This is a genomic window from Streptomyces sp. NPDC020742, assembly GCF_040641675.1.
GTDB lineage: Bacteria > Actinomycetota > Actinomycetes > Streptomycetales > Streptomycetaceae > Streptomyces.
The window spans coordinates 59,589-80,569 of sequence record NZ_JBFAEA010000005.1; the positions used below are offsets into that span (position 1 = coordinate 59,589).

Here is a 20,981-nt window from a genome sequence, read left to right on the forward strand (position 1 = left end):
CGGAGGTCTCCCGGTCGGACGTCCTGTGGTGGACTCGGCCGAACCTACCGGCCGTCGACCGCCTGCTGTCAACAGGTGCTCCGCCTGCGTCGTTTTCGCGTCGCCCCTGGTCAGCCGAGGGCGCCCGGTGCGCGGGCGAGTAGCGGCAAGCGCATCCCGCGCCGGTACGTGCCCGTGCGATGTCACTCGTTCGGCCGTTGAAAGACCGTCCGACCGCCGACGACCGTCGTCAGACAGACCGGCAGGTCGCGGCCGGGGCCGAGGTCGGGCAGGCCGGGGGTGCCGGAGCGGGGGTCGGTGGACCAGCGCTCCACCCGCTCGTCGGGCGCCTGGACGATCAGGTCGCCGGTGCGCCAGACCGCGTAGTCGGCGGGCGCACCGGGCACCAGGACGCCCGCGTCGTCCCGGCCGACGGCCCGCCAGCCGCCGCGGGTGTGGGCGGTGAACGCGGCGCGGGCGGAGATGCCGTGGGCGGGGGTGCGGTGGAAGACCGCGGCGCGGACGGTGCCCCAGGGGTCGAGCGGGGTGACCGGGCTGTCGGAGCCCAGGGCGAGCGGCACTCCGGCCTTGAGCAGCGCGGCGTAGGGGTTGAGGGTGGCGGCTCGTTCGGCGCCCAGCCGGGCGGCGTACATGCCGTCCGGGCCGCCCCAGGCCGCGTCGAAGGCGGGCTGGACGGAGGCGGTCAGGGCCAGGTCGGCGAACCCGGCGATGGTGTCCTCGGTGAGCATCTCGGCGTGCTCGACGCGGTGCCGGGCGGCGCGGACGCGGGCCGTGCCCAGGCGCTCGGCGGCGGCTCGTACGCCGTCGACGACGCTGGTGAGGGCGGCGTCACCGATGGCGTGGAAGCCGGCCTGGAGCCCGGCCTCGGTGCAGGCGGCGACATGGGCGGCCACCGCGTCGGCGTCGAGCTGTGCGGTGCCGGTGTGGGCGGCGTCGGCGTACGGGGTGTGCAGGTGGGCGGTGTGCGAGCCGAGTGAGCCGTCGACGAAGAGGTCTCCGGCGGCGCCGATCGCCCCGAGTTCACGGATCCGCTCGGCGTCCTTTGCGGATGCGACCATCTCGGCCCAGTAGCCGACCACCCGCGGGCCGTTGCCCGCCTCGGCCAGGGCGAGCAGCGCGGTGAAGTCCTCGGTGCCGGAGATCTCCGGCCCGGCGCACTCGTGGACGGTGCCGATGCCGAGCGAGGCCGCACGGGCCAGCGCGGCCCGCTGGGCCTCGGCGCGCCGCTCCGGGGTGACGGTGGCGTACGCGGCCCGGCGCACCGCGTGGTGCGCATCGCCGGTCAGCGGGGCGTCGGCGGCGAACCCGGAGCGTTCCCGGACGCCGGGCACCAGGTCGAGCAGGGCGGTGGTGACGACGGCGGAGTGCACGTCGACGCGGGTGAGGTAGAGCGGGCGGTTGCCGGTGGCCGCGTCCAGCTCGGCGCGGGAGGGGGCCCGCCCCTCCGGCCAGCCGCTGGCGTCCCAGCCGTGTCCGAGCAGGACGGTGTCCGACGGGCGGGCGTGGGCGTAGGCGCGGATCCGGTCCAGCGCGTCGGGGAGGCTGCCGGCGCCGGCCAGATCGAGGCCGGTGAGGGTGAGGCCGGTTGCCGTGGTGTGCACATGTGCGTCCGTGAACGCCGGGGTGACGAGCGCTCCGTCGAGCTGGACCACCTCGTCCACGCCGTCGGCGAAGGAGTCGGCCGCGCCCTCCTCGCCGACCCAGGCGATCCGGTCGCCCTCCACGACCATGGCGGTGGCGAAGGGGTCCGCGGGGCTGTACACCTCGCCGCCGCGCAGCAGGACGGTACGGGGGCGGGAACGCTGCGGCGCCGGGCCGGGGAGGTGCTGCCCTGCGGGGGCGGAAAGGTGCTCACTCATACCGGACAGTCTGGCCCCTGCACACCGCTGGTCGGCGCGCAGGGGGCGGTTGCCGGTCAGATCCGCGGCGGTCGGGCCTCGTACGGCGTGGACAGCACGACGGTGGTCCGGGTCGAGACCCCGGCCAGGGTGCGGATACGGGTGAGCAGGTGCTCCAGCTCCAGCGGGGTGGAGACGCGCACCTTGAGGATGTAGTTCTCGTCGCCGGCCACGCTGTGGCAGGCCTCCAGCTCGGGGACCTCGGCGAGCCGGTCGGAGATGTCGTCCGGTGCGCTGGGGTCGAAGGGTTTGACCGAGATGAAGGCGGTGAGCGGCAGGCCCACGGCTTCGGGGTCCACGATGGCGGCGTAGCCCCGGATGACACCGCGCTGTTCCAGGCGCCGCACCCGCTGGTGCACCGCCGAGGTGGACAGGCCGGTGGCCTTGCCCAGGTCGGTGTAGCTCATCCGCCCGTCCTTGACGAGCAGCTCCACGATTTGTCGGTCCAACTCCTCCACCCGTTCAACCTACTGCGCGCGGGCGCGTATGCGCATCGCGCGCCGGCTCGTGAACACCTCTGCGCGGGGCCATGTGACCAATGCCACATGCATGAACCGGTGTCCGCAGGGTGGCTGCGATTATGCACGCGGCATGGAGGGAATTGCTGGTGGTGGCCGGGACCGCCCGTCACAGGAAGTCCGCGGTCCGAGCGGCCCACCCGAGGGGGATGGACATCATGCGACGGCTTAAGCAGGGCCCCGCTGCCGAGAACTTCAGCACCGAGGAGACCGAGGAAGGCGAAAGTCCCGGCTTCTCCGCCGATGACGGTGCGTACGATCCGTTCGACACCTTTGAGATCTACCGCGTGACCTGCCCGGACTGCCACCAGCCGATCGCGCTGCTGGCGGACGAGGACGCGCTTCCGGAGCACGCGCTGTGCGCCACTCCTTGGAACCCGTTCGGTCTGACGGTCTGCCAGGGCTCCGGCCGACCGGTGTCCGAGGCTCCGGAGACCGAGGACGAGCTGGACGCCCAGGAGCGCGACGCGGCCGTACTGCTGACGCTGCCGGAGACCCTGGACTGGCGCCGTCAGCCCTTCTCACACATCGGCGGGCCGGGCACCCGGCCGATCCGGGTGCCGCAGATGCGCCACAGCGCCTGAGCGCGCTCTCCCTCCGCCCGCCGCCCGTGGCGCCGCTCACCAGTAGCGGCCCTCGGTCATCGCCTCCAGAGCGTCCCGGTGGAGGATCAGCGCATCGGCGTCGTCCGGTGCCGGGATCTCCCCGAAGTGGACCTGGCGGTAGGCCACCCGCAACATGACGATGGCGTGCCGCAGGGCCGCGTAGAGGGTGTAGAACTCCATGTCGCGGGGTGCGTGCCCGGTCAGCCGGGCGTAGCGGCTCTCGACCACTTCCCGGCGCAGGAGGTCGGGCAGCCCGCGCTGGCCACTGCGCTCGGTGAGGTCCTGGAAGAAGCGGTGGAGGAAGACCATCCAGCCCAGGTCGAGTTCCCGGGGGCCGAGGGCCGCCATCTCCCAGTCGAGTACCGCGGCCGGCTCGAAGCCGTCGTAGACGACATTCCCGATCCGGGCGTCACCCCAGGTCAGCACGGCCTCACCGAGGTCCTTCGGCCAGTGGGCGGCCAGCCAGGCGAAGCCCCGCTCGATGAGCGGTGAGCGCGGACGCCCGTCCACCACCCAGGCGTAGTAGGCCCGTTGGGCCTCGACGTGGCGGTGCAGGGCGCTCCCCTCCCCCGGGGTGGCCAGGAATCCGGCGGCGCGGATCGGGACCTGGTCGTGCAGGTGGGCGAGCACCGCGACGCTGGCGGCCTCCAGCCGGTCCCGTTCGGCGTCAGTGGCGGCGTGCAGCCAACTCCCCTCGTACGTATAGGGCATGACGTCTGGTGGGACACGGCCTTCGGCGCGGGCCATCACGAAGAAGGGCGCGCCGAGGTGCGCGGGGTCCTCCTCCAGCCAGAGGGTGCGGGGCACCGGGACGTCGGTGTGCGCGGCGACCAGGCGCAGGGTGTGGAACTGCCGGGCCATGTCGTAGCGCGGGAAGACGGTGTACGCGGCCGGGTCGGCGGCCAGCCGCAGCGCACAGGAGCGCGGGATCCCGTCCTGCCCGGGTGGCGCCGGGGACTCGGGGGACGACGGTCGCGGGTGGTCGAGGTCGAAGAGCAGGGTCTCGCTGGACATGCCGTTGGAGCCGGGGACGGTGGCCGCGGTGACGCGGGCCCCGGGGAGCCGGGTGCCAAGCCAGTCGGTGAGCCTCCGGGTGAGCTCCTCGGGGTCGCGGGTGGTGGTGCGGGGGCGGGGTATCGCGCTCACCGGCGGGCCTCCCCCGCGACGTCGCCGTAGCCGGTGAAGCCGCTGGGGTCGTGCCGGCCGAAGCTGCCGTGTTCGAAGATGCCGTAGCCGGTGCGGCCTTCGAGGGTGAAACGGGCGGCGTGGTCGGTGACGCCGTAGGCGGCGTGCGGGTGGGCGGCCGGGTCGGAGAGGTCGTAAGCGCGGCGGTCGGTCCAGCCGCGGCCGCGCCAAGTGCCGTGCTGCCAGTCGTCGGCGTGGGGGTCCCCGTGGGCCGGGCCCGCCTGGGAGCGCGGGGGCGGATAGCCGGCGCCCACCGCCAGGGGTGAGGAGGTGAGGATCTCGGCGGTGAGGTCGAGGGGCTTGCGGTCCGGGCCGGTGAGGTGGAGGACGGCGCGTTCGGGGTGGCGGGTGCCGGGGCGGTAGTCGATGTCGGCGTGCGGCCAGCCGAGTTGGACGTCCCGCCGGCCGTTGCGGACCAACAGCGCCTCGTTGAGGGTGCGGTGGCCGTCGGCGTCCTCCTGGACGATGACCATCACGAAGCGGTCCTCGAAGCGCACCGGGCACCACACCCAGTGGAAGCCCTCGGGCCGCAGCTCCGCACCGGCCCGCCCGGCGTCCTCGCCGGCGATCGGCCGGACGCCCCAACTGCGGTCGCGGGTACCGGTCCAGTCCTGCGCGGTGACGGTGAACTCCTCACCGGCGGCCCTGATGCGGCCGGTGCAGGTGCCCGCCTGGACGAACCGCCGCCCTTCGAGGGTCAGCCGGTCACCGCGGTACTGGGTGTGGTGCGGCTCCCAGGTGGCCGGGAACGCCGCGGTCCAGGTCAGGTCGTAGGACAGGCCGTCCGGATCGGCCGCGTCGGGGGCGCAGGTCAGCCGCAGCCGGGTGAGCGGCTCCTGCACATCGATCGTGAGCGGGCCGACGGTGAGTGCGAGGCGGTCGTCGGTGAGCGCGTCGGAGGCCCGTACGGCGTGCAGCCGGTCGCCGAGGCGCAGGGTGGCGTAGGCGTCGATGACACCGGTGTTGGGGTAGACGCCGAGGCCGGCGATCAGCAGGGCGCGCCCCGTGTGGTCCAGCACATGGAAGATGCACCGGTCGTAGGCGTTGCGGTCGCCGGTGGCGACGTGCCGCAAGGAGAGCGGGACCTGGTGGATCGGGTACTCGTCGAGCGCGATCGGGCGGTCGGGCACGGTGTCCTCCTGGGCGCGCGGTCGGCGGGGCGTCGCCCGAATGCGGTCCGGCGGCGGGAAGTTGACGGTACGTCAGATTCAAGTCCGGCGGCCAGACCCCGGTTCGGACAGGAAAGCGAAAGTAGGGGGCGGTATCGGAACGCACCTGTTACCGTCGCCGAGGACGATCCCGGCCGACCCTTGGGAGCCCCCGTGACCCCGCCACCCCTGCACTGCCTGCGCTGCGGCCTTCCCTCGGAGGGCTTCGCCGGCTGCCGGACCTGCGCCGACCAGGGGATCGGCGCCAACACCGCGCCACCGTTAGCGGATCTACGCGGCCAGGACCTCGCCGCGTACCCGGGCGGACCGTGGGGGTGGCCGGCGACGCTCCCGGTGGCCGGCCCGCCGGTCACGCTCGGCGAGGGCAACACCCCCACCATCCGGCTGGCAGGGCCGCCGGCCGACACCCAGGACGACGCTCCGCCCGGTGAGGTGTGGCTGAAGTACGAGGGCGGCAACCCGACCGGGTCCCACAAGGACCGGGCGATGGCCGTCGGAGTGGCGGCGGCCGTCGCGGCGGGGGCGGACACCGTGGTCGCGGCCTCCTCCGGCAACGCGGGCGCGGCCGCCGCGGCGTATGCGGCGCGGGCCGGGCTGCGCTGCGTGGTGTTCACCACCGCGTCGGTGCCGGCCGGCCTGCGTGCGCAGATCGACGCCCTGGGAGCCGAGCGCGTGGTGTACGGCGGGACCGCGGCGGAGCGGAACACGGCCATGGCGCGCGCCGTCGCGGAGCACGGGTGGTATCCGCTGACCAGTTACTCCGCGCCCTCCCCGGGCGGGAACGCGTACGCCAACGAGGGCTACAAGTCGGTGGCCTACGAGCTGGCGCGGGACGTCGCGGGGCGGCGGGTCGATGCGGTGGTGGTGCCCACCAGCCGGGCGGACCTGCTGGCCGGAATCGGCCGCGGTTTCCGGGAGTTGGCGACGGCGGGCCTGATCGCGCACGAGCCGCGGCTGGTCGCCGCGGAGCCGGCCGCCGCCGCGCCGTTCACCGCGGCCCTGCGCCGCACCGAGCGCGCGGAGCAGGAGCACATGCGGGTGGCGGGCGGCCCGACGGTGGCGTTCTCCCTCGGGGAGGAGCGGCCGTGCTGGCAGGGGCTCGACGCGCTGTGGCGCAGCGGGGGCACGGCCGTCGCGCTGGACGACGAGGCGATCATGGCCGAGCACCGGCGGCTGGCGGCCGAGGGGCTGGTCCTGGAGCCGTCGTCCGCGGTCGCCTCCGCGGTGGCGCGGGGCCTACCGGCCGGGCCGGGAGGGCTGGTGGTGGCGATCGGCACGGCCACCGGGCTCAAGATGCTGGCCGAGCGGGACCGGTAGCCGGGGCGTGGGGATCCCGCCGGGACCCGGGGCGAGGGGGCCCGCCCCGGGTCCCGTACGGTGCTCAGCGCGTCTCGGGGCCCGCGAGGTGGCGGGCGATGACCATGCGCTGGATCTGATTGGTGCCCTCGACGATCTGCAGGACCTTGGCCTCGCGCATATAGCGCTCGGCGGGGAAGTCCAGGGTGTAGCCGTAGCCGCCGAGGAGCTGTACGGCGTCGGTGGTGACCCGCATCGCGGCGTCCGTGCAGAAGAGCTTGGACATCGCCGCCTCCTTGGAGAACGGCAGGCCGGCGTCGCGCAGCCGGGCGGCGTTGAGGTAGAGCGCCCGGCCGGCCTCGATCTGGGTGGCCATGTCGGCCAGCATGAAGCGCAGGCCCTGGAAGTCGGCGATCGGGCGGCCGAACTGCTGCCGCTCGGCGGTGTAGGCCAGCGCCTCGTCCAGCGCCGCCTGGGCGACACCGATGGCGCAGGCGGCGATGCCCAGGCGCCCGGAGTCGAGGGCGGAGAGGGCGATGGCGAAGCCCTGGCCCTCGTCACCGAGCCGGCGGGCGTCGGGGACGTGGACATTGTCGAAGTGCAGTTGGGCCGTCGGGGAGCCCTTCATGCCCATCTTGCGCTCGGGTGCCGCGGCGCTCAGGCCCTCGGCGTCACCGGGTACCAGGAAGGCGGTGATGCCATGGGCACCGCGGTCGCCGGTGCGGGCCAGGACGGTGTAGAAGTCGGCCACCCCGCCGTGGGTGGTCCAGGCCTTGGTGCCGCTCAGGGTCCAGCTCCCCCCGCTCTCGCGGGTGGCGCGGGTGGTCAGGGAGGCGGCATCGGAGCCCGAGGAGGGCTCGGAGAGGCAGTAGGCACCCAGCAGTCCGCCGCCCAACATGGCGGGCAGGTGCTCGGCGCGCTGCTCCTTGGTGCCGAATCCGGCGAGCGCGTGGCAGGCGAGGGTGTGGACGCTGACGCCCAGCCCGACGGTGAGCCGCGCGGCCGCGAGCTCCTCCACGACCTGGAGGTAGACCTCGTAGGGCTGGCCGCCGCCACCGAACTCCTCGTCGTAGGGCAGCGACAGCAGCCCGGACTCCGACAGCAGGGTGAAGGTCTCGCGGGGGAAGCGGCCGGCCTCCTCTTCCTCGGCGGCAGTCGGCCTGATCTCCCGCTCGGCGAGCTCGCGTACGAGGGCCAGCAGGTCGCGCGATTCCTCCGTGAGCAGCCTGCGGTCCACCGGCCTGGGGCCGTACTCGTTCATGGCGGCGCTCTCCTCCCTGTCGGGCGCTGCGGCGACGCGCGCGGGGTGGGCGGCGGCGCCGGTTTCCGTCGTGCCGGTCCGATGATCGCTTTCCGGGTCTCGGAAGGCGATGACCTGCGACTGTGGCGCTAGGAGTATGCCCGATCGGAGGCTCCGCGTCACGGGTTGATCATCACCGTCCGAAGAGCTATGGCCCCCTACCGGACGGGCCGGGAGCCCGCTACCCACCGTGGGCAAAATTGGTCCGAACCATTGACTCACTGGTCTAGTCCTTCTACCTTCTCCTGCAACGTTCGACGCGTTCATGCCCAACCGGAACGCAGGTCAGGCTCCCCCCCTCGCCCCCTCCGAGGAGACGACATGCTCAGACCGCACCGGATGCGCTCACCGCGCAGAGTGATCGCCGCCGCCACCGCACTGTGTACGGCGGCACTGGCCGGCACCCTGTGCGCCGGACCGGCCTCCGCACACCCGGCAGGCGCCCCCGCCCGGCAGACCCCCACCACCGCCGCCGAGCCCACGACGCCGGCCGCGGCCGGCGGCAAGGTCGTCGGATACTTCACCAACTGGGGTGTCTACGACCGCAATTACCACGTCAAGAACATCGAGACCTCGGGATCGGCGGCCAAGCTGACCCATATCAACTACGCCTTCGGCAACGTCCAGGGCGGCAAGTGCGCCATCGGCGACTCCTACGCCGACTACGACAAGGCCTACACCGCCGACCAGAGCGTCGACGGCAAAGCGGACACCTGGGACGACGGCGCGCTGCGCGGCAACTTCAACCAGCTGCGGAAGCTCAAGAAGCTGCACCCGGGCCTGAAGGTGATCTGGTCGTTCGGCGGCTGGACCTGGTCGGGCGGCTTCGGCGAGGCCGCCAAGAACCCGGCCGCCTTCGCCCAGTCCTGCTACGACCTGGTCGAGGACAAGCGCTGGGCGGACGTCTTCGACGGTATCGACATCGACTGGGAGTACCCCAACGCCTGCGGCCTGACCTGCGACACCAGCGGCAAGGACGCCTTCACCGGCGTCCTGAAGGCGCTGCGGGCGAAGTTCGGCCGGAACAACCTGGTGACCGCGGCGATCACCGCGGACGCCTCGGCCGGCGGCAAGATGGACGCCGCGGACTATGCGGGCGCAGCCCAGTACGTCGACTGGTACAACCCGATGACGTACGACTACTTCGGCGCCTGGGACACCAAGGGCCCGACCGCCCCGCACTCCCCGCTCTCCTCGTACGACGGCATCCCCAAGGCCGGCTTCAACACCACCGACACCCTCGCCAAGCTCAAGGGCCTCGGCGTCCCGGCGGACAAGCTGCTGCTGGGCATCGGCTTCTACGGGCGCGGCTGGTCGGGCGTCACCCAGGACGCGCCGGGCGGCACCGCGACCGGCGCGGCGCCCGGCAAGTACGAGGCCGGCATCGACGACTACAAGGTGCTCAAGACCCGCTGCCCGGCCACCGGCAAGGTCGGCGGCACCGCCTACGCCAAGTGCGGTGACCAGTGGTGGAGTTATGACACTCCGGAGACCATCGGCAGCAAGATGGCCTTCAAGAACGCACAGGGCCTGGGCGGCACGTTCTTCTGGGAGCTGAGCGGGGACACCGCCGACGGCGAGCTGATCAAGGCGATCAGTTAGGGCGTTCCTGCCGGCCCCTCGTGGCCCGGGGAGCGGTGTTCGGTCCGTACGTGTGTACTGCGCGGGCGGGAGGTGGTGGCCTCCCGCCCGCAGGTCTGCCCGGGCACCGGCATCCGGCGCGACCGCGAGGGGCCTCGCACATCCGGGCGGGGCGCCCCGCGGGCTTTACGGCCCCGCCCGGTACGAGCACCATCGGCCCTACAGGCAGGAGCCGTAGTGAAGAGGTGACACGTGGTCAACCCGTGGCTGGCGATGGAGGCCGGTGCCGACCCGGTGGAGCGCACCCGCACGGTGCGGCGGGCGCATACGGCGTTCCTGGCCGACGGAACCGTCGCCGCACCGGTCCGCCCGGTGGTCGCCGACTCCTGGCGCCGCTCGGCCGAGGCCCGTGCGGCGTCCGACGGTGCGGCGCCGATCGAGCTGGACGGGGCCGCACTGCGCGCCTACCGGGAGGCGCACCCGCTGGCCCGTGCGATGCCCGTCTTCCGCGAACTGCTGGGCAGCTTCGCACAGGACGGGGCGCATCTGCTGGCCGTCTGCGACCCGCAGGGTCGGCTGCTGTGGGTCGAGGGCCACCCCGGGGTACGGCGCGACGCCGAGCGGATGAACTTCGTCGTCGGCGCCCGCTGGGACGAGCGGCACGCCGGCACCAACGCCCCGGGCACCGCGCTCGCCGCCGACCACGCCGTACAGATCTTCGCGACCGAGCACTACAACCGGCGGGTGCAGCGCTGGACCTGCGCCGCCGCCCCGCTGCACGATCCGCGGACCGGGCGGCTGCTGGGCGCGGTGGACATCACCGGTGGTGACCACCTGGCGAGCCCGCACAGCCTGGCCCTGGTGCAGGCCACCGCCCGCGCGGCGGAGGCCCACCTCGCCGCCGGCGTCCCGGCGCCGGGGGTGTTCCTGTCGGCGCTCGGCCGGGACGAGGCACTGCTGGTCGTGGACGGCGAGCGGCTGCGGCTGGGGCGGCGGCACAGCGAGATCATGGTGCTGCTGGCCCGGCACCCGGCGGGACTGACGGGCGATCAACTCTCGTTGCTGCTCTACGGGGAGCGCGAAATGCGGCCGGTGACGCTGCGCGCCGAGCTCTCCCGGCTGCGCCAGCTCGTGGGGGCGCTGCTGCACTCCCGTCCGTACCGCCTGAGCCGCCCCGTCGAGACCGATCTGGACGTGGTGGAGGAGCAGCTGACGGCCGGGGACGCCCGGTCCGCGCTGGGCACCTACCGCGGTCCGCTGCTGCCGCTGTCGGAGGCGCCCGGCGTACGACGGCTGCGTGAGGCGCTGGCGGACCGGATGCGCGGTGCCCTGCTCGTCGCGCGCGACCCCGAGCTGTTGCGCGAGTGGTCGCGGACCCCCTGGGGCGAGGACGACCTGGAGGTCGCCGAGGCCCTGCTGGACTCCCTGCCGGCGCACTCCCCCGCCCGCACCGGCCCGCGCACCGCCGCCCACCGGCTGCGTGCCGCATACGGCCTGGCCGGCGGGCCGGTGGAGGGGCCGCGCGCGGGGGCGGGGCTGCGCTCGCCGGCCGGACGGGGAGGAGCGCCCGCCCCGGCGGAGCGCCCGTCTGCCCCGCGCGTCGCAACGTTCCGGCAACCTCACCGCCCCTAGCCTGCGCACCACGCCCGTCGCACGGGAGTGCCGGGCACCGCGCCGAGAGCGATTGGGAGGCCGCACCATGGCCCGTTACGCCAGCCCGGGTTCCGCCGATGCCGTCATGAGCTATCTGCCCCGCTACGACCACTGGATCGGCGGCGAGTTCGTGGCTCCCGCCCGGGGCCAGTACTTCGAGAACCCGACACCGGTCAACGGACAACCCTTCTGCGAGGTGGCCCGCGGCACCGCCGAGGACGTCGAGCGGGCGCTGGACGCCGCGCACGCGGCCGCCCCCGGCTGGGCCCGTACCCCGGCCGCCGAGCGGGCCGCGGTCCTCAACCGGATCGCCGACCGGATGGAGCAGAACCTGGAGGCGCTGGCGGTCGCCGAGAGCTGGGAGAACGGCAAGCCGGTCCGCGAGACCCTGGCGGCCGACATGCCCCTGGCCGTCGACCACTTCCGCTACTTCGCGGGCGCCCTGCGCGCCCAGGAGGGCTCCCTGTCGGAGATCGACGAGGACACCGTCGCCTACCACTTCCACGAGCCGCTCGGGGTGGTCGCCCAGATCATCCCCTGGAACTTCCCCATCCTGATGGCGACCTGGAAGCTGGCCCCGGCGCTGGCCGCCGGCAACGCGGTGGTCCTCAAACCGGCCGAACAGACCCCCGCCTCGGTGCACTTCTGGATGAGCCTGATCGCCGACCTGCTGCCGCCCGGCGTGGTCAACATCGTCAATGGCTTCGGCGTCGAGGCCGGCAAGCCGCTCGCCTCCAGCCCCCGGGTCGCCAAGGTCGCTTTCACCGGCGAGACCACCACCGGCCGCCTGATCATGCAGTACGCCTCCGAGAACCTGCGCCCGGTGACCCTGGAGTTGGGCGGCAAGAGCCCCAACATCTTCTTCGACGACGTCTCGTCGCTGGCCGACGACTTCCTCGACAAGGCGCTGGAGGGCTTCACCATGTTCGCCCTCAACCAGGGCGAGGTGTGTACCTGCCCGTCCCGCGCACTGATCCAGCGCGGCCACTACGACGACTTCCTGGCGGCCGGAGTGGCCCGTACGGAGAAGATCGTTCAGGGCCATCCGCTGGACACCGACACCATGATCGGCGCCCAGGCCTCCAACGACCAGCTGGAGAAGATCCTCTCGTACCTGGACATCGGCCAACAGGAAGGCGCCCGCATCCTGACCGGCGGCTCCCGCGCCGAACTGGGCGGCGAGTTGGCGGGCGGCTACTACGTCCGCCCGACGGTCTTCGAGGGCAACAACGGCATGCGGGTCTTCCAGGAGGAGATCTTCGGCCCGGTGGTGGCGGTCGCCCCGTTCAGCGACTTCGACGACGCGATCGGCATCGCCAACGACACCCTGTACGGACTCGGCGCCGGCGTCTGGACGCGCGACGGCTCCACCGCCTACCGCGCCGGCCGCGCCATCCAGGCCGGCCGTGTATGGACCAACTGCTACCACGCCTACCCCGCCCATGCGGCCTTCGGCGGCTACAAGCAGTCCGGCATCGGCCGGGAGACCCACAAGATGATGCTGGACCACTATCAGCAGACGAAGAACCTGCTGGTGAGCTACTCGGCGAAGAAGCTGGGGTTCTTCTAAGGGCACGAAGAAAGGCGCCTGACCTGCTCCTTTACCCGTCGGGCGCCTTTCACCCAGCCCGCCTAGAGCGACGGCCGGTATAAGTCGTACCCCCTGGTTTCTCTCACTGGTATCCCACTCCTGACCAGCACTTCCGGACCAGTCACGGACCAAACCGGCGCACTTACCGGGCAGGTGCCGCGCCTGGCTGACGCGGTCCCGCCCTGCCGGCGCAGGCCGGAGGCCCGCTCCGTCCGAGTCAGGGCCAGCTGCGCGACCGCTGGGCGGCCGAGATCCCGCTGGAGTTCGCCACCATGCTGGCCGGCATGGACCGCGCCATCGCCGGCGGCGCCGAGGACCGTATCCCGGACACCGTGGAGCGCCTCACCGGCCGCCCCCGGGCACGTTCCGCGCCTTCGCCGAACGGGAGTTGTCGTGCAGCAGTTGATGTTCCACGACGATCCAGCGTTCTGGTTCCAGATGCTGCGAAACCTCGGCTTCTCCGCCTACGGCGGCTCGGACGTCGGCGAAGCCATCGCCACCGCCTGCCGCGTCCCTTCCAGCGACGACGACGGCTGGCACGACGCCTGACTGTCCACCGCCGAGCACCTGGAAACCGAGGCACGAGCAGCCCATCCCCGTCAGCGCACCAGACGGGCTGCTGCGCGCCTCCAGCTCCTACCGGGCGGCCGACTTCTTCCTCCACGGAAACCCCGACGACCCGCGCATCGACCACCCCTACGAGCGCGGTACCGCCTGCTTCCGTGACCTCATCGCACCTTCCCGACGTCACGCCCGTCGAGATCCCGTACGAAGACACCGTGCTGCGCGGCTACTTCTACTGGGCGGCCGGCAACGGCCCGAAGCCGCACTGGTGATGCACAACGGATTCGACCGCGCCGCCGAGGAACCGCACTTCTTCGGCGCGCTGGGCGGACAGGAACGCGACTACCACGTCCTCACGTTCGACGGCCCCGGACAGCCCGCTGGTCCGGCGCGCGGCCGCCGGACACGACGAGGAACTGGACCGCATGCTCGCCAACGCCCGTGCGCGGCCTGGAGTGCGGATCGCCCGCAAAGGCATCGAGTCCAGCGAACGGTTAAGGGCTGTCCCGTAATCGTCTCAGCACGGACAAGGGATTCGCGTCCAAGCCGTTCGAGATGGACCTCGTCACGCAGGGCATCGAGCTGCTGCGGCCGTCGCTCAAGCGGGAAAGGAAGCGCTAGGGAGAGCCGATACCCAAGAAGGTCCGCCAGCTGATCGAGTCGGTCAACGACACCCTCAATGGGCAGCTTGACCTGGAGCGACACGGCGGACGGACCTTCGAGGGCGTGGCCGTCCGAGTGCCCCAGCGTGTGCTCGCGATGGCCGTCGGCATCTGGCACAACAATCTGACCGGCGCAGCAGTCCCCCGCTCACTGATCGCCTATGACCACTGATCACATCGGAACTACTCGTCTAGGGCGCGTCGTTCGGACCATGGTGTCCCGGCCCTCCGGACGGCAGCGTCTACGCGAGCGGCAGGGCGCTCTCCTCCTGCTCGTCGGACACTCGCGCGAATCCGTCTGTCAGCCTTCCCGGATGAAGCCCTCCCGCACCAGCCAGTCCTTCGCCACCTCGTGCGGGTCCTCCCCGTCCACGTCCACCCGCGCGTTCAGCCGCTGGGCCTCCGCCCCCGTCAGCCGCTTGGTGATCGGGGTGAGGAGGTCGGCGATGGCGGGGTACTTCCTCACAGTGGCGCTGTTCATCTCGGGTGCCGCGTTGTAGTTGGGGAAGAAGTGCCGGTCGTCCTCCAGCACCTTCAGCTTGAGTTCGGGAATGCGGCCGTCGGTGGTGGCCGCCACGCCGAGGGCGCAGGCCGCGCCCTCGGCGACCTGGGTGTAGACGACGCCGTCGTCCATCTTTTTGAAGTTCCCGCGCCGGAGGGCGAATCCGTACGTCTTCGCCACGCCCGGCAGGCCGTCCTCGCGCACCGAGAACTCGCTTCCGCCACAGATCGTCGCCGCGTCCGGGTCTTTCTTCGTCAGACGTGCCACGTCGGAGAGTGTGCGCAGCCGGTACTTCTGCGCATTCGCTTGGTTCGCGACCAGCGCGTAGGTGTTGTTGAGCGGGGCTGCGGGCAGCCAGGTGATGCCGTTGCGGCGGTCCTCCTCGCGTACGGCCTCCCACTGCTCGTGCGGGTCGACGACCTGCTTGGTGTGACCGAGGTAGGTGATCCAGGCCGTGCCGGTGTACTCGTACATCCCGTCCGCCGCACCGGACTTGACCGCCTCGCGGGCACCGATCGAGCCCTGGATGTTCGTCCGGTCCAGGACTTCCGCGCCGGCCGCCTTGAAGACCAGCCCCATGATCTGGCCCAGGATGATCTGCTCGGTGAACTCCTTTGATGTCACGGTCAGTTGGGCTCCCTCCAGCGGTCGCCCCTTCCCGATGGAGCCGGGCTGCACCGAGTCGGCCAGCGGGCTGCCGCTGGTCAGTCCGCAGCCGCTCAGCCCTGCGGCGGCGAACAGCAGGGCGCCCGCGACTGCCGTCCGTACCTGGGCCAGGCGCATCAGTCCACCTCCAGGCCGCGTGTGCGGAGCAGCAACTCGACGAGCGTCCCGAGCCAGTCCATGATCAGCGCCATGGCGACCGTCAGTACGGAGCTCATCTCCTCGCCCCGGTCCCGCACCTTCGCGCGGGGCCGGCCGGCCATCTTCGGTACGAGCCCGATGTTCTCGGTGACGGTCATGTGCGGGAAGAGACCCGTGGCCTGGATGGCGTAGCCGATGGTGCGGCGGAGCGCCACGGTTGATGCCGGTGACGTCCTCGCCGCCGATGGTGATCTGTCCCGAGGTCGTCTCGATCAGCCGGTTGATCATCTTGAGGGTGGTGCTCTTGCCGCAGCCCGAGGGCCCCACAAGGATCACGGTTTCGCCGGCCGCTTCGTCCCGGGTCACGTCCTCCGCGGCCGGGGCTTGGCTGTCCGGATAGCGCTTGGTGAGGTTGTCCAGCCGGATACTCGCGCTGGCGGCGGCCGGCCGGTCGGGCCCGGCGGATCGGGCGGATCCGCCAGAGCCCGCGGCGCCGGACGTCGGGGAGGTCGGTTCGACGATTTCGGCAGAGTCAGCCACGGATCCCCCGTGAGATGGTGAGCCGTCCGATCAGCACGTACCCGGCGTCGAACGGCAGGGCTGGGACGACGATTCCGAGCGTCCCCGACAGTACTTCGTTGAGCGTGTTCGCACTGCCCAGGCTGGAGATCCCGCAACCGTGGTGGGGCTCCTGACCGGCCTGGCCCTGGGTTTCGCGGGCTACTCCGGCGGCTTCGGAGCCTTCCTCGTAGTCGCCGGCATGGGCCTGGTGGGCCTGATCGTCGGCCACCTGGCGCGCGGTGACGTGCACGTCAGCGACTACGTACACACCCGCGAGAACGACGGGCTCCGCGAGACCTTTGACCGCCCCCGCAGCACCTACAGCCCCGGGCCGCCCCGCACCGGGAACGCCGGGCGAGTCCGGTGACAACCCAACCCCGTCGCCTCCCATGGGGAGCGGCCCGGAAGGTGAGAGCGCACGTAGGCCCTCGCTTCCCCCGCCCGCCCGTCGCGGCGCGACGCTGATCCCCTAGAGCATGGTGACCCGCATCGCGGTCCGCGCGGCGCGCGAAGCCCTCACCCGGCACACCGGCCAGCCGCCCACTCGTCTCGGCCTGAGCCCTGCCCACTCCACGGCCGCCGTGCACGAAGGCTCGGCACGCCTGAGGGTCTCCGTGGACCTGCCCCTACCCCGTCGACATCGCCCGCGCCTGCGGCGAGATCCGGCGCTACATCGCCCACCGGGTGTCCGACCTGACCGGCCTGCGCGTCGACGACCTCACCATCTCCGTCCAGCGGCTCGTCTTGGGCGAAAGCGTGCGACGAAGCCGGGCCGCATGACCTGACTCGTGCGCCACGACAGGAACATCATGACTTCCCCCACTCCAGACGCCCCACCCGGCCAAGGCTGCGGTCTCCCGCGATCGCAGCCGGCCACGCACATGCCCGGCCCGCTGGACCGGCGAAGCGCAGCGTGCCGGCGAATGAGCTGTGGAAAGACCTGATCCGTACCTCGCCCCCGACCAAGCACATGGAGCTCGTCGCCTGGCTCAAGTGGGAACCCTTCGGCGAGTCGGGCGAGCCCCGAAGGTTCTCCGGCACACCGAACCTTCCTCACGCATTGCACATCTTCAACTGTGTAGGCGCGCGCTGACCTTGCGCGCCGATTCGCCTTCGAGGGGAACCCGACATGAAGAGCAAGCTGACCGCCCTGGCCTTTGCGGCCGTCGTCGTCGCCGGCACTGCCGTAACCGCTGTCCCGGCCTCGGCCGCCCCCGCCAAAGCCGAGCTGACCCGCTGCCACACCGCCGACCTGAAGGCCGGCTTCGCCACCGGGGAAGACGCCAGGCCGGAGATGGAGCAGACCGAGAAGCAGACCCAGGCGCACATCTGGTTCACCAACCAGAGCAAGCGCACCTGCACCCTGTCCGGCTTCGCCGGTGTCGACATGATCGGCGCTCAGGCGACCGACGGCACTTGGTCGCTGGCGCGCTCCTCCGAGAAGCCCGAAAAGATGACCCTGGAGCAGGGGGACACGGTGGACTTCAGCATCACCCTGCTCCCGGTGGCCAAGTCCACGCCGCAGAAGGAGAAGTTCGTTCCGGCGAAGTTCCTGGTCACCCCGCCGAACGAGACGGAGCACTTCACCCTGAAGTGGCCGTTCGGCGGCCAGATCCTCAAGCAGGACGGCGCCACCCACCCGGCCACCTACCTCAATCCGGTCGGGCGGTAACCGACTGGACAGCGTCTGAGCTTCCCTCAGCGTCGCTGGTGGCCACGGCAGGACTCCCGGAATGAGTTGAAGCCTCCGGGTAGTGCGGTGGCCACGCCTGGTGGACCGGCCGACACGCTACTGGGGCGGCGTGGGACGCAAGCAGCCACAGTGCCGGTAGACGCACTTCTCGGCGGCTTCGCCCAGGTGGTGCCAGCGATGCCACCGGTCGGCGACCTGGAGGGCCTGCGGGCGCCGCGGGTGGCACCTTCGGCGAAGAAGGGCGCCCGGTCACGGCAGACGATCTCGATGCCGGGCCGCTCGGCGAGCCAGGCCGCGAGCGTGTCCGCCCCCGATCGGGAAGGAGGTCGGCCGGGCGGCGTGTCTCGACGTCGACGAGCACGGTTCCGTAGACACGGCCCTTGCGCTGGGCGTGTCCACGCCGACCACGCGGGGTACTGCGGTGGCGGGGTCCGGAAGCGAGGCGATCAGCCTCAACAGGGTGTTCCGGCTGACCGGAACCTTGAAGGCGTCCGTCATCCGGGCGCCGGCCCGGCCCGCGCGCGCAAGACGGACCGACCGACACCAGCGTCGACCGCAGCCGCTCGGTCCGTCGCCCGAACCTGCGGGTGAGACCGGGTACTTGCTCGGCGACGGTCATGCGCGCGCAGGATTCCTCCTCGCAGACGAACCTCCGCACCCGCAACGACACCACGACGAACGTGCCCGCCGTCGGCAGATCACGAGGAAATCGCAGGCAGGAGCCGTGTATGCGCCCCGACCAACACCCGCACCCCGGACAGGCCTCGCGCCCTGGAATCGAGCATCTAGGGAACCGGGAGGCGCTCTACCGGCGGACCGCCGAGATCAGTCCGCCGGGCCGCTCCTCGCGCTGCGGCGGGGTGCTGATCGGACGGCCGTAGGCGGCAGCGCGCTCGCGCAGGGTGTGGCTGTCGGCCTCCCAGCCGTACCCGGCCAGCCAGCCCACCGGGTCGTCGGGCATCTCCGAGACCCACATGGACGCCGCCGATCCCGGCGCGGCGTCCGCGCCGAAGCGCTCGATCACGCCGCGCGAGCCCAATGCCAGCCCCATCCGACTGCCTGCCGCCGACTGCGTGCTGATCCGGGCCAGCAGTAGCTCCACCGCGTCCTCGGGCAGATAGATCAGTAGTCCTTCGGCGATCCACGCGGTCGGCACGGTCGGGTCGTGCCCTGCGGCGGCCAGCGCGCCTGGCCAGTCCGCACGCAGATCCACCGCGACGGTGATCCGCTCGCAGCGTGCGACGGCCCGCTCCTGGCGCAGCACCGAAGCCTTGAAGTCCAGTGGCGCGGCGGTGTCGACCTCGAACAGCCGGGTGCCCTCGGGCCAGTCCATCCGGAAGGCCCGGCTGTCCATGCCGGCGCCGAGCAGCACGATCTGCCGGACCCCGGACGCGGAGGCCTGCTGCAACAGGTCGTCGAGGAACTTCGTCCTGATGACGATGGAGTACGACACGGCCTGCCGGCGGCGTCGCGCGGCCTCGTCATCGGGCAGCGGCGGCGAGGAGGGCCACAGGCCGCCGGCGGTGGCGAAGGCCTGTGCCAGTGGGTCGCGGAACAGCGCGTTCTCCCGCTCGGTCTCCAGCGCCCGCACCCTGGCCACCCCCACCGCCGTGGCCCACACTCCCGACGGCTGCCCCCACTTCTGCTCATCAGTCACCGCGCCAGCCTAGAAGATCGATTCCAAGGGGCCTGGTGAGGGGAGCCAGCTTCATGCGCGGCCAGCCAGCCCTGCGCGAACTGACCGCCCCTGACCGCCTACGGCCACTAAAACTGCCATTAGGAGGAGATCAACAGTCACCCTGCGTACGCGACCACACGAAGTGGACCGAGCCTGAGTTTCAGCAGCAGTTGGAGATCTTCGCCGCTGCGGGCATTCACGAGGAATGACGGCAGTGGGCTGTCAGCGGAGACATCAGATTGGATCTTCGCCCCTTGCCTGATGCCGGACCCGGCGCCGGACCCGGCGCCGGCGGGCCAGTGGGATGCGCTGGTAGCAAGACGTCGAAGCCAGCCGGCCAGGCTGAGGGCGTCTGTGCGTGGAAGCCGGGCACGGCGCTCGGCGCCGGGGCGGCGCCTCGGACCGCCTTGGTTCAGCCCAGCGCATCCATCAGGGCGGTGACATAGGCATCCAGCCGCTCCTCCACGGCTCGCGTCGTCAGCTCTGTCCTCCCTGCCTCCCGCCATGGCTGGGACACCGACTGCACTTCTTCTGAGCACGCCAGTCCGTCCCGAACCCGCCAGTACAGCCGCTCGCTCGCGGCCGCGGCCAGCACCCCGCCGGCCTCCTCATACGCCTCGGCGAACCGCTGCCCCCACGCCGGGCCGTGCAGCAGCGCGAGATTGGTGGAGCAGTGCGCCACATCGAGATCCGTCGGGCCCCAGGAGGTCCCTGCCCAGTCGACGACGCCGGTGATCCGGGCACCTGCCGGGTGTGGGGGCGGCACGTCGAACAGCACGTTGCCGGGTTGGAAGTCCCGGTGCAGGAACCGTCCTTCATAGGGCGGCGCGGGCCCCCGGATCACGTCGATCGCCGCGGCCCATGCCGCCGCGTCGGCGCCCTTCGGAGTCACGACGGTGTCGGCGGTCGTCCACGCCACATACGCCCGGGGTCGCCGATGGGGTCTCCCCTGCTCGAGCGAAGTCGATCGCTTGGGGAAGGGTCGCAACGCGTGGATCGCCACGAGTTGACGGGCCAGCAGAGGAACGCGCGTCTCCAATCCCTCATCGTCGAGGACCGTCCGGCCCGCCAGATGTGTCATGAGGAGCGACGGATACTCGCAATGCTCGGCGGTCGGATCAACCGCGACCAGTCCAGGAGCCGGCACGCCGGTCCCCGTGAGCAGGATCAGGGCGCCAGCCTCCCTGCTCAGCCAGTCCTCGGCGTGCTCCACGTTGACGAAGGTCCGCAGCACCAGGTCACGGGTGCCTCCGTCCGGCCTGCCGATGGTCAGCCGCCGCAATTCGGCAGTGATGCCACCCTGCAACGCCTCGGTTCTGATGATCCGTTCGCCGACCTCCAGGTGTCGGCTCACCCAAGCCAGTGTCAATGGTCGGACGGCCGCCGCCTCATCGTGGTGGGTCACCATGCCACCTCATCATCCGGACGGCAGCACACGCAAAAGCCTTCAGCGGCATGACCAGAAACTCATTGATTGGGCTGAGAACGTGGGTGGGGCCCGGGCCGTTTGCACCGCCCCTCGGACCGGGCCCGGCCCGAGGGCTTCTTCCGCGGCGGCCGCCACCGCCCGCGGCATGATGGGGTCGACCGTCCGGTCGGTGGCCGTCTACGGAGTCCTCGTCGCCAACCGATAATGGCTGAGACGGTTGCCAGAGGACGGGCCGCGTAGAGGTCCTGTGTCGGGCTGCTGGGCGTAGCGCGAACGCCTCGCCCCGTAAGGA

At 71.8% G+C, this 20,981-nt stretch carries 17 protein-coding genes and 4 pseudogenes; 10 read left to right on the forward strand and 11 right to left on the reverse strand.

Features of this window, described 5'->3' with window-relative positions; translation table 11 throughout:
- Positions 1-182: 182 nt before the first annotated feature.
- Both AB0G84_RS11760 and AB0G84_RS11765 read right to left on the reverse strand, forming a co-directional pair.
- Positions 183-1,859 (reverse strand): amidohydrolase, encoded by a 1,677-nt coding sequence (locus AB0G84_RS11760; protein WP_361318711.1) that lies wholly within the window; start codon positions 1,857-1,859, stop codon positions 183-185.
- A gap of 56 nt (positions 1,860-1,915) precedes the next feature.
- The gene (locus AB0G84_RS11765) at positions 1,916-2,356 is read right to left on the reverse strand and encodes an Lrp/AsnC family transcriptional regulator (protein ID WP_361318713.1); all 441 of its coding nucleotides are present in this window, start codon (positions 2,354-2,356) and stop codon (positions 1,916-1,918) included.
- A gap of 209 nt (positions 2,357-2,565) precedes the next feature.
- On the opposite strand from AB0G84_RS11765, the gene AB0G84_RS11770 reads away from it, so the two are divergent.
- Entirely contained in the window at positions 2,566-3,000 is a 435-nt protein-coding gene (locus AB0G84_RS11770) for a hypothetical protein (protein ID WP_361318715.1), read from the forward strand.
- Between the two features lie 36 nt (positions 3,001-3,036).
- Here the strand turns inward: AB0G84_RS11770 and AB0G84_RS11775 are convergent, their stop codons facing one another.
- Both AB0G84_RS11775 and AB0G84_RS11780 read right to left on the reverse strand, forming a co-directional pair.
- Complete coding sequence (locus tag AB0G84_RS11775) at positions 3,037-4,167, reverse strand: phosphotransferase family protein (protein WP_361318717.1); 1,131 nt, start codon at positions 4,165-4,167, stop codon at positions 3,037-3,039.
- On the reverse strand, positions 4,164-5,336 hold the full coding sequence (locus AB0G84_RS11780; RefSeq protein ID WP_361318719.1) for a hypothetical protein: 1,173 nt from the start codon (positions 5,334-5,336) through the stop codon (positions 4,164-4,166). Before AB0G84_RS11780 ends, AB0G84_RS11775 begins: the two co-directional genes overlap by 4 nt.
- Positions 5,337-5,528: 192 nt before the next feature.
- Between AB0G84_RS11780 and AB0G84_RS11785 the strand changes: the two genes are divergently transcribed.
- Positions 5,529-6,692 (forward strand): pyridoxal-phosphate dependent enzyme, encoded by a 1,164-nt coding sequence (locus AB0G84_RS11785; RefSeq protein WP_361318721.1) that lies wholly within the window; start codon positions 5,529-5,531, stop codon positions 6,690-6,692.
- Positions 6,693-6,756: 64 nt separating this feature from the next.
- On the opposite strand, the gene AB0G84_RS11790 is transcribed toward AB0G84_RS11785, so the two are convergent.
- Positions 6,757-7,932: an acyl-CoA dehydrogenase family protein gene (locus AB0G84_RS11790; protein WP_361318723.1), complete on the reverse strand. Its 1,176-nt coding sequence runs from the start codon at positions 7,930-7,932 to the stop codon at positions 6,757-6,759.
- A gap of 360 nt (positions 7,933-8,292) precedes the next feature.
- On the opposite strand from AB0G84_RS11790, the gene AB0G84_RS11795 reads away from it, so the two are divergent.
- The 5 genes and pseudogenes from AB0G84_RS11795 (at position 8,293) to AB0G84_RS11815 (ending at position 13,345) form a co-directional block, all read left to right on the forward strand.
- Entirely contained in the window at positions 8,293-9,573 is a 1,281-nt protein-coding gene (locus AB0G84_RS11795; protein WP_361318725.1) for a glycoside hydrolase family 18 protein, read from the forward strand.
- Positions 9,574-9,804: 231 nt separating this feature from the next.
- Positions 9,805-11,184, forward strand: coding sequence for a GAF domain-containing protein (locus AB0G84_RS11800; RefSeq protein ID WP_361318727.1), 1,380 nt, complete (start codon positions 9,805-9,807; stop codon positions 11,182-11,184).
- A gap of 67 nt (positions 11,185-11,251) precedes the next feature.
- The gene (locus AB0G84_RS11805; protein WP_361318729.1) at positions 11,252-12,775 is read left to right on the forward strand and encodes an aldehyde dehydrogenase family protein; all 1,524 of its coding nucleotides are present in this window, start codon (positions 11,252-11,254) and stop codon (positions 12,773-12,775) included.
- Positions 12,776-13,020: 245 nt separating this feature from the next.
- Positions 13,021-13,202: pseudogene (locus AB0G84_RS11810) on the forward strand (ergot alkaloid biosynthesis protein); the annotation flags it as partial.
- On the forward strand, positions 13,190-13,345 hold the full coding sequence (locus AB0G84_RS11815; RefSeq protein ID WP_361318731.1) for a hypothetical protein: 156 nt from the start codon (positions 13,190-13,192) through the stop codon (positions 13,343-13,345). The pseudogene AB0G84_RS11810 and the gene AB0G84_RS11815, both read left to right, overlap by 13 nt.
- 978 nt (positions 13,346-14,323) lie before the next feature.
- Here AB0G84_RS11815 and AB0G84_RS11820 read toward each other — a convergent pair.
- The 3 genes and pseudogenes from AB0G84_RS11820 to AB0G84_RS11830 form a co-directional block, all read right to left on the reverse strand.
- Positions 14,324-15,307 carry a glycine betaine ABC transporter substrate-binding protein gene (locus AB0G84_RS11820; RefSeq protein ID WP_361318733.1) on the reverse strand — a complete coding sequence of 328 codons (984 nt, stop codon included), beginning with the start codon at positions 15,305-15,307 and terminating at the stop codon, positions 14,324-14,326.
- Between the two features lie 83 nt (positions 15,308-15,390).
- Positions 15,391-15,754 (reverse strand): annotated as a pseudogene (locus AB0G84_RS11825) (ATP-binding cassette domain-containing protein); the annotation flags it as partial.
- Positions 15,755-15,860: 106 nt separating this feature from the next.
- A pseudogene (locus tag AB0G84_RS11830) lies at positions 15,861-16,001 on the reverse strand (ABC transporter permease); the annotation flags it as partial.
- 6 nt (positions 16,002-16,007) lie between these two features.
- Between AB0G84_RS11830 and AB0G84_RS11835 the strand changes: the two are divergent.
- The 3 genes and pseudogenes from AB0G84_RS11835 to AB0G84_RS11845 all read left to right on the forward strand — a co-directional run bounded on the left by AB0G84_RS11835 (position 16,008) and on the right by AB0G84_RS11845 (position 17,561).
- Positions 16,008-16,256 carry a hypothetical protein gene (locus AB0G84_RS11835; protein WP_361318735.1) on the forward strand — a complete coding sequence of 83 codons (249 nt, stop codon included), beginning with the start codon at positions 16,008-16,010 and terminating at the stop codon, positions 16,254-16,256.
- A 558-nt stretch (positions 16,257-16,814) separates the two neighbouring features.
- A pseudogene (locus tag AB0G84_RS11840) lies at positions 16,815-16,889 on the forward strand (DUF4287 domain-containing protein); the annotation flags it as partial.
- A 129-nt stretch (positions 16,890-17,018) separates the two neighbouring features.
- Complete coding sequence (locus AB0G84_RS11845; protein WP_361318737.1) at positions 17,019-17,561, forward strand: DUF4232 domain-containing protein; 543 nt, start codon at positions 17,019-17,021, stop codon at positions 17,559-17,561.
- Here AB0G84_RS11845 and AB0G84_RS11850 read toward each other — a convergent pair.
- The 3 genes from AB0G84_RS11850 to AB0G84_RS11860 form a co-directional block, all read right to left on the reverse strand.
- Positions 17,542-18,360 carry a transposase family protein gene (locus AB0G84_RS11850; RefSeq protein ID WP_361319249.1) on the reverse strand — a complete coding sequence of 273 codons (819 nt, stop codon included), beginning with the start codon at positions 18,358-18,360 and terminating at the stop codon, positions 17,542-17,544. The genes AB0G84_RS11845 and AB0G84_RS11850 overlap by 20 nt on opposite strands.
- Before the next feature lie 27 nt (positions 18,361-18,387).
- On the reverse strand, positions 18,388-19,239 hold the full coding sequence (locus AB0G84_RS11855) for a class I SAM-dependent methyltransferase (protein WP_361318739.1): 852 nt from the start codon (positions 19,237-19,239) through the stop codon (positions 18,388-18,390).
- A 433-nt stretch (positions 19,240-19,672) separates the two neighbouring features.
- Entirely contained in the window at positions 19,673-20,668 is a 996-nt protein-coding gene (locus AB0G84_RS11860) for an aminoglycoside phosphotransferase family protein (protein WP_361318741.1), read from the reverse strand.
- Positions 20,669-20,981: the final 313 nt, after the last annotated feature.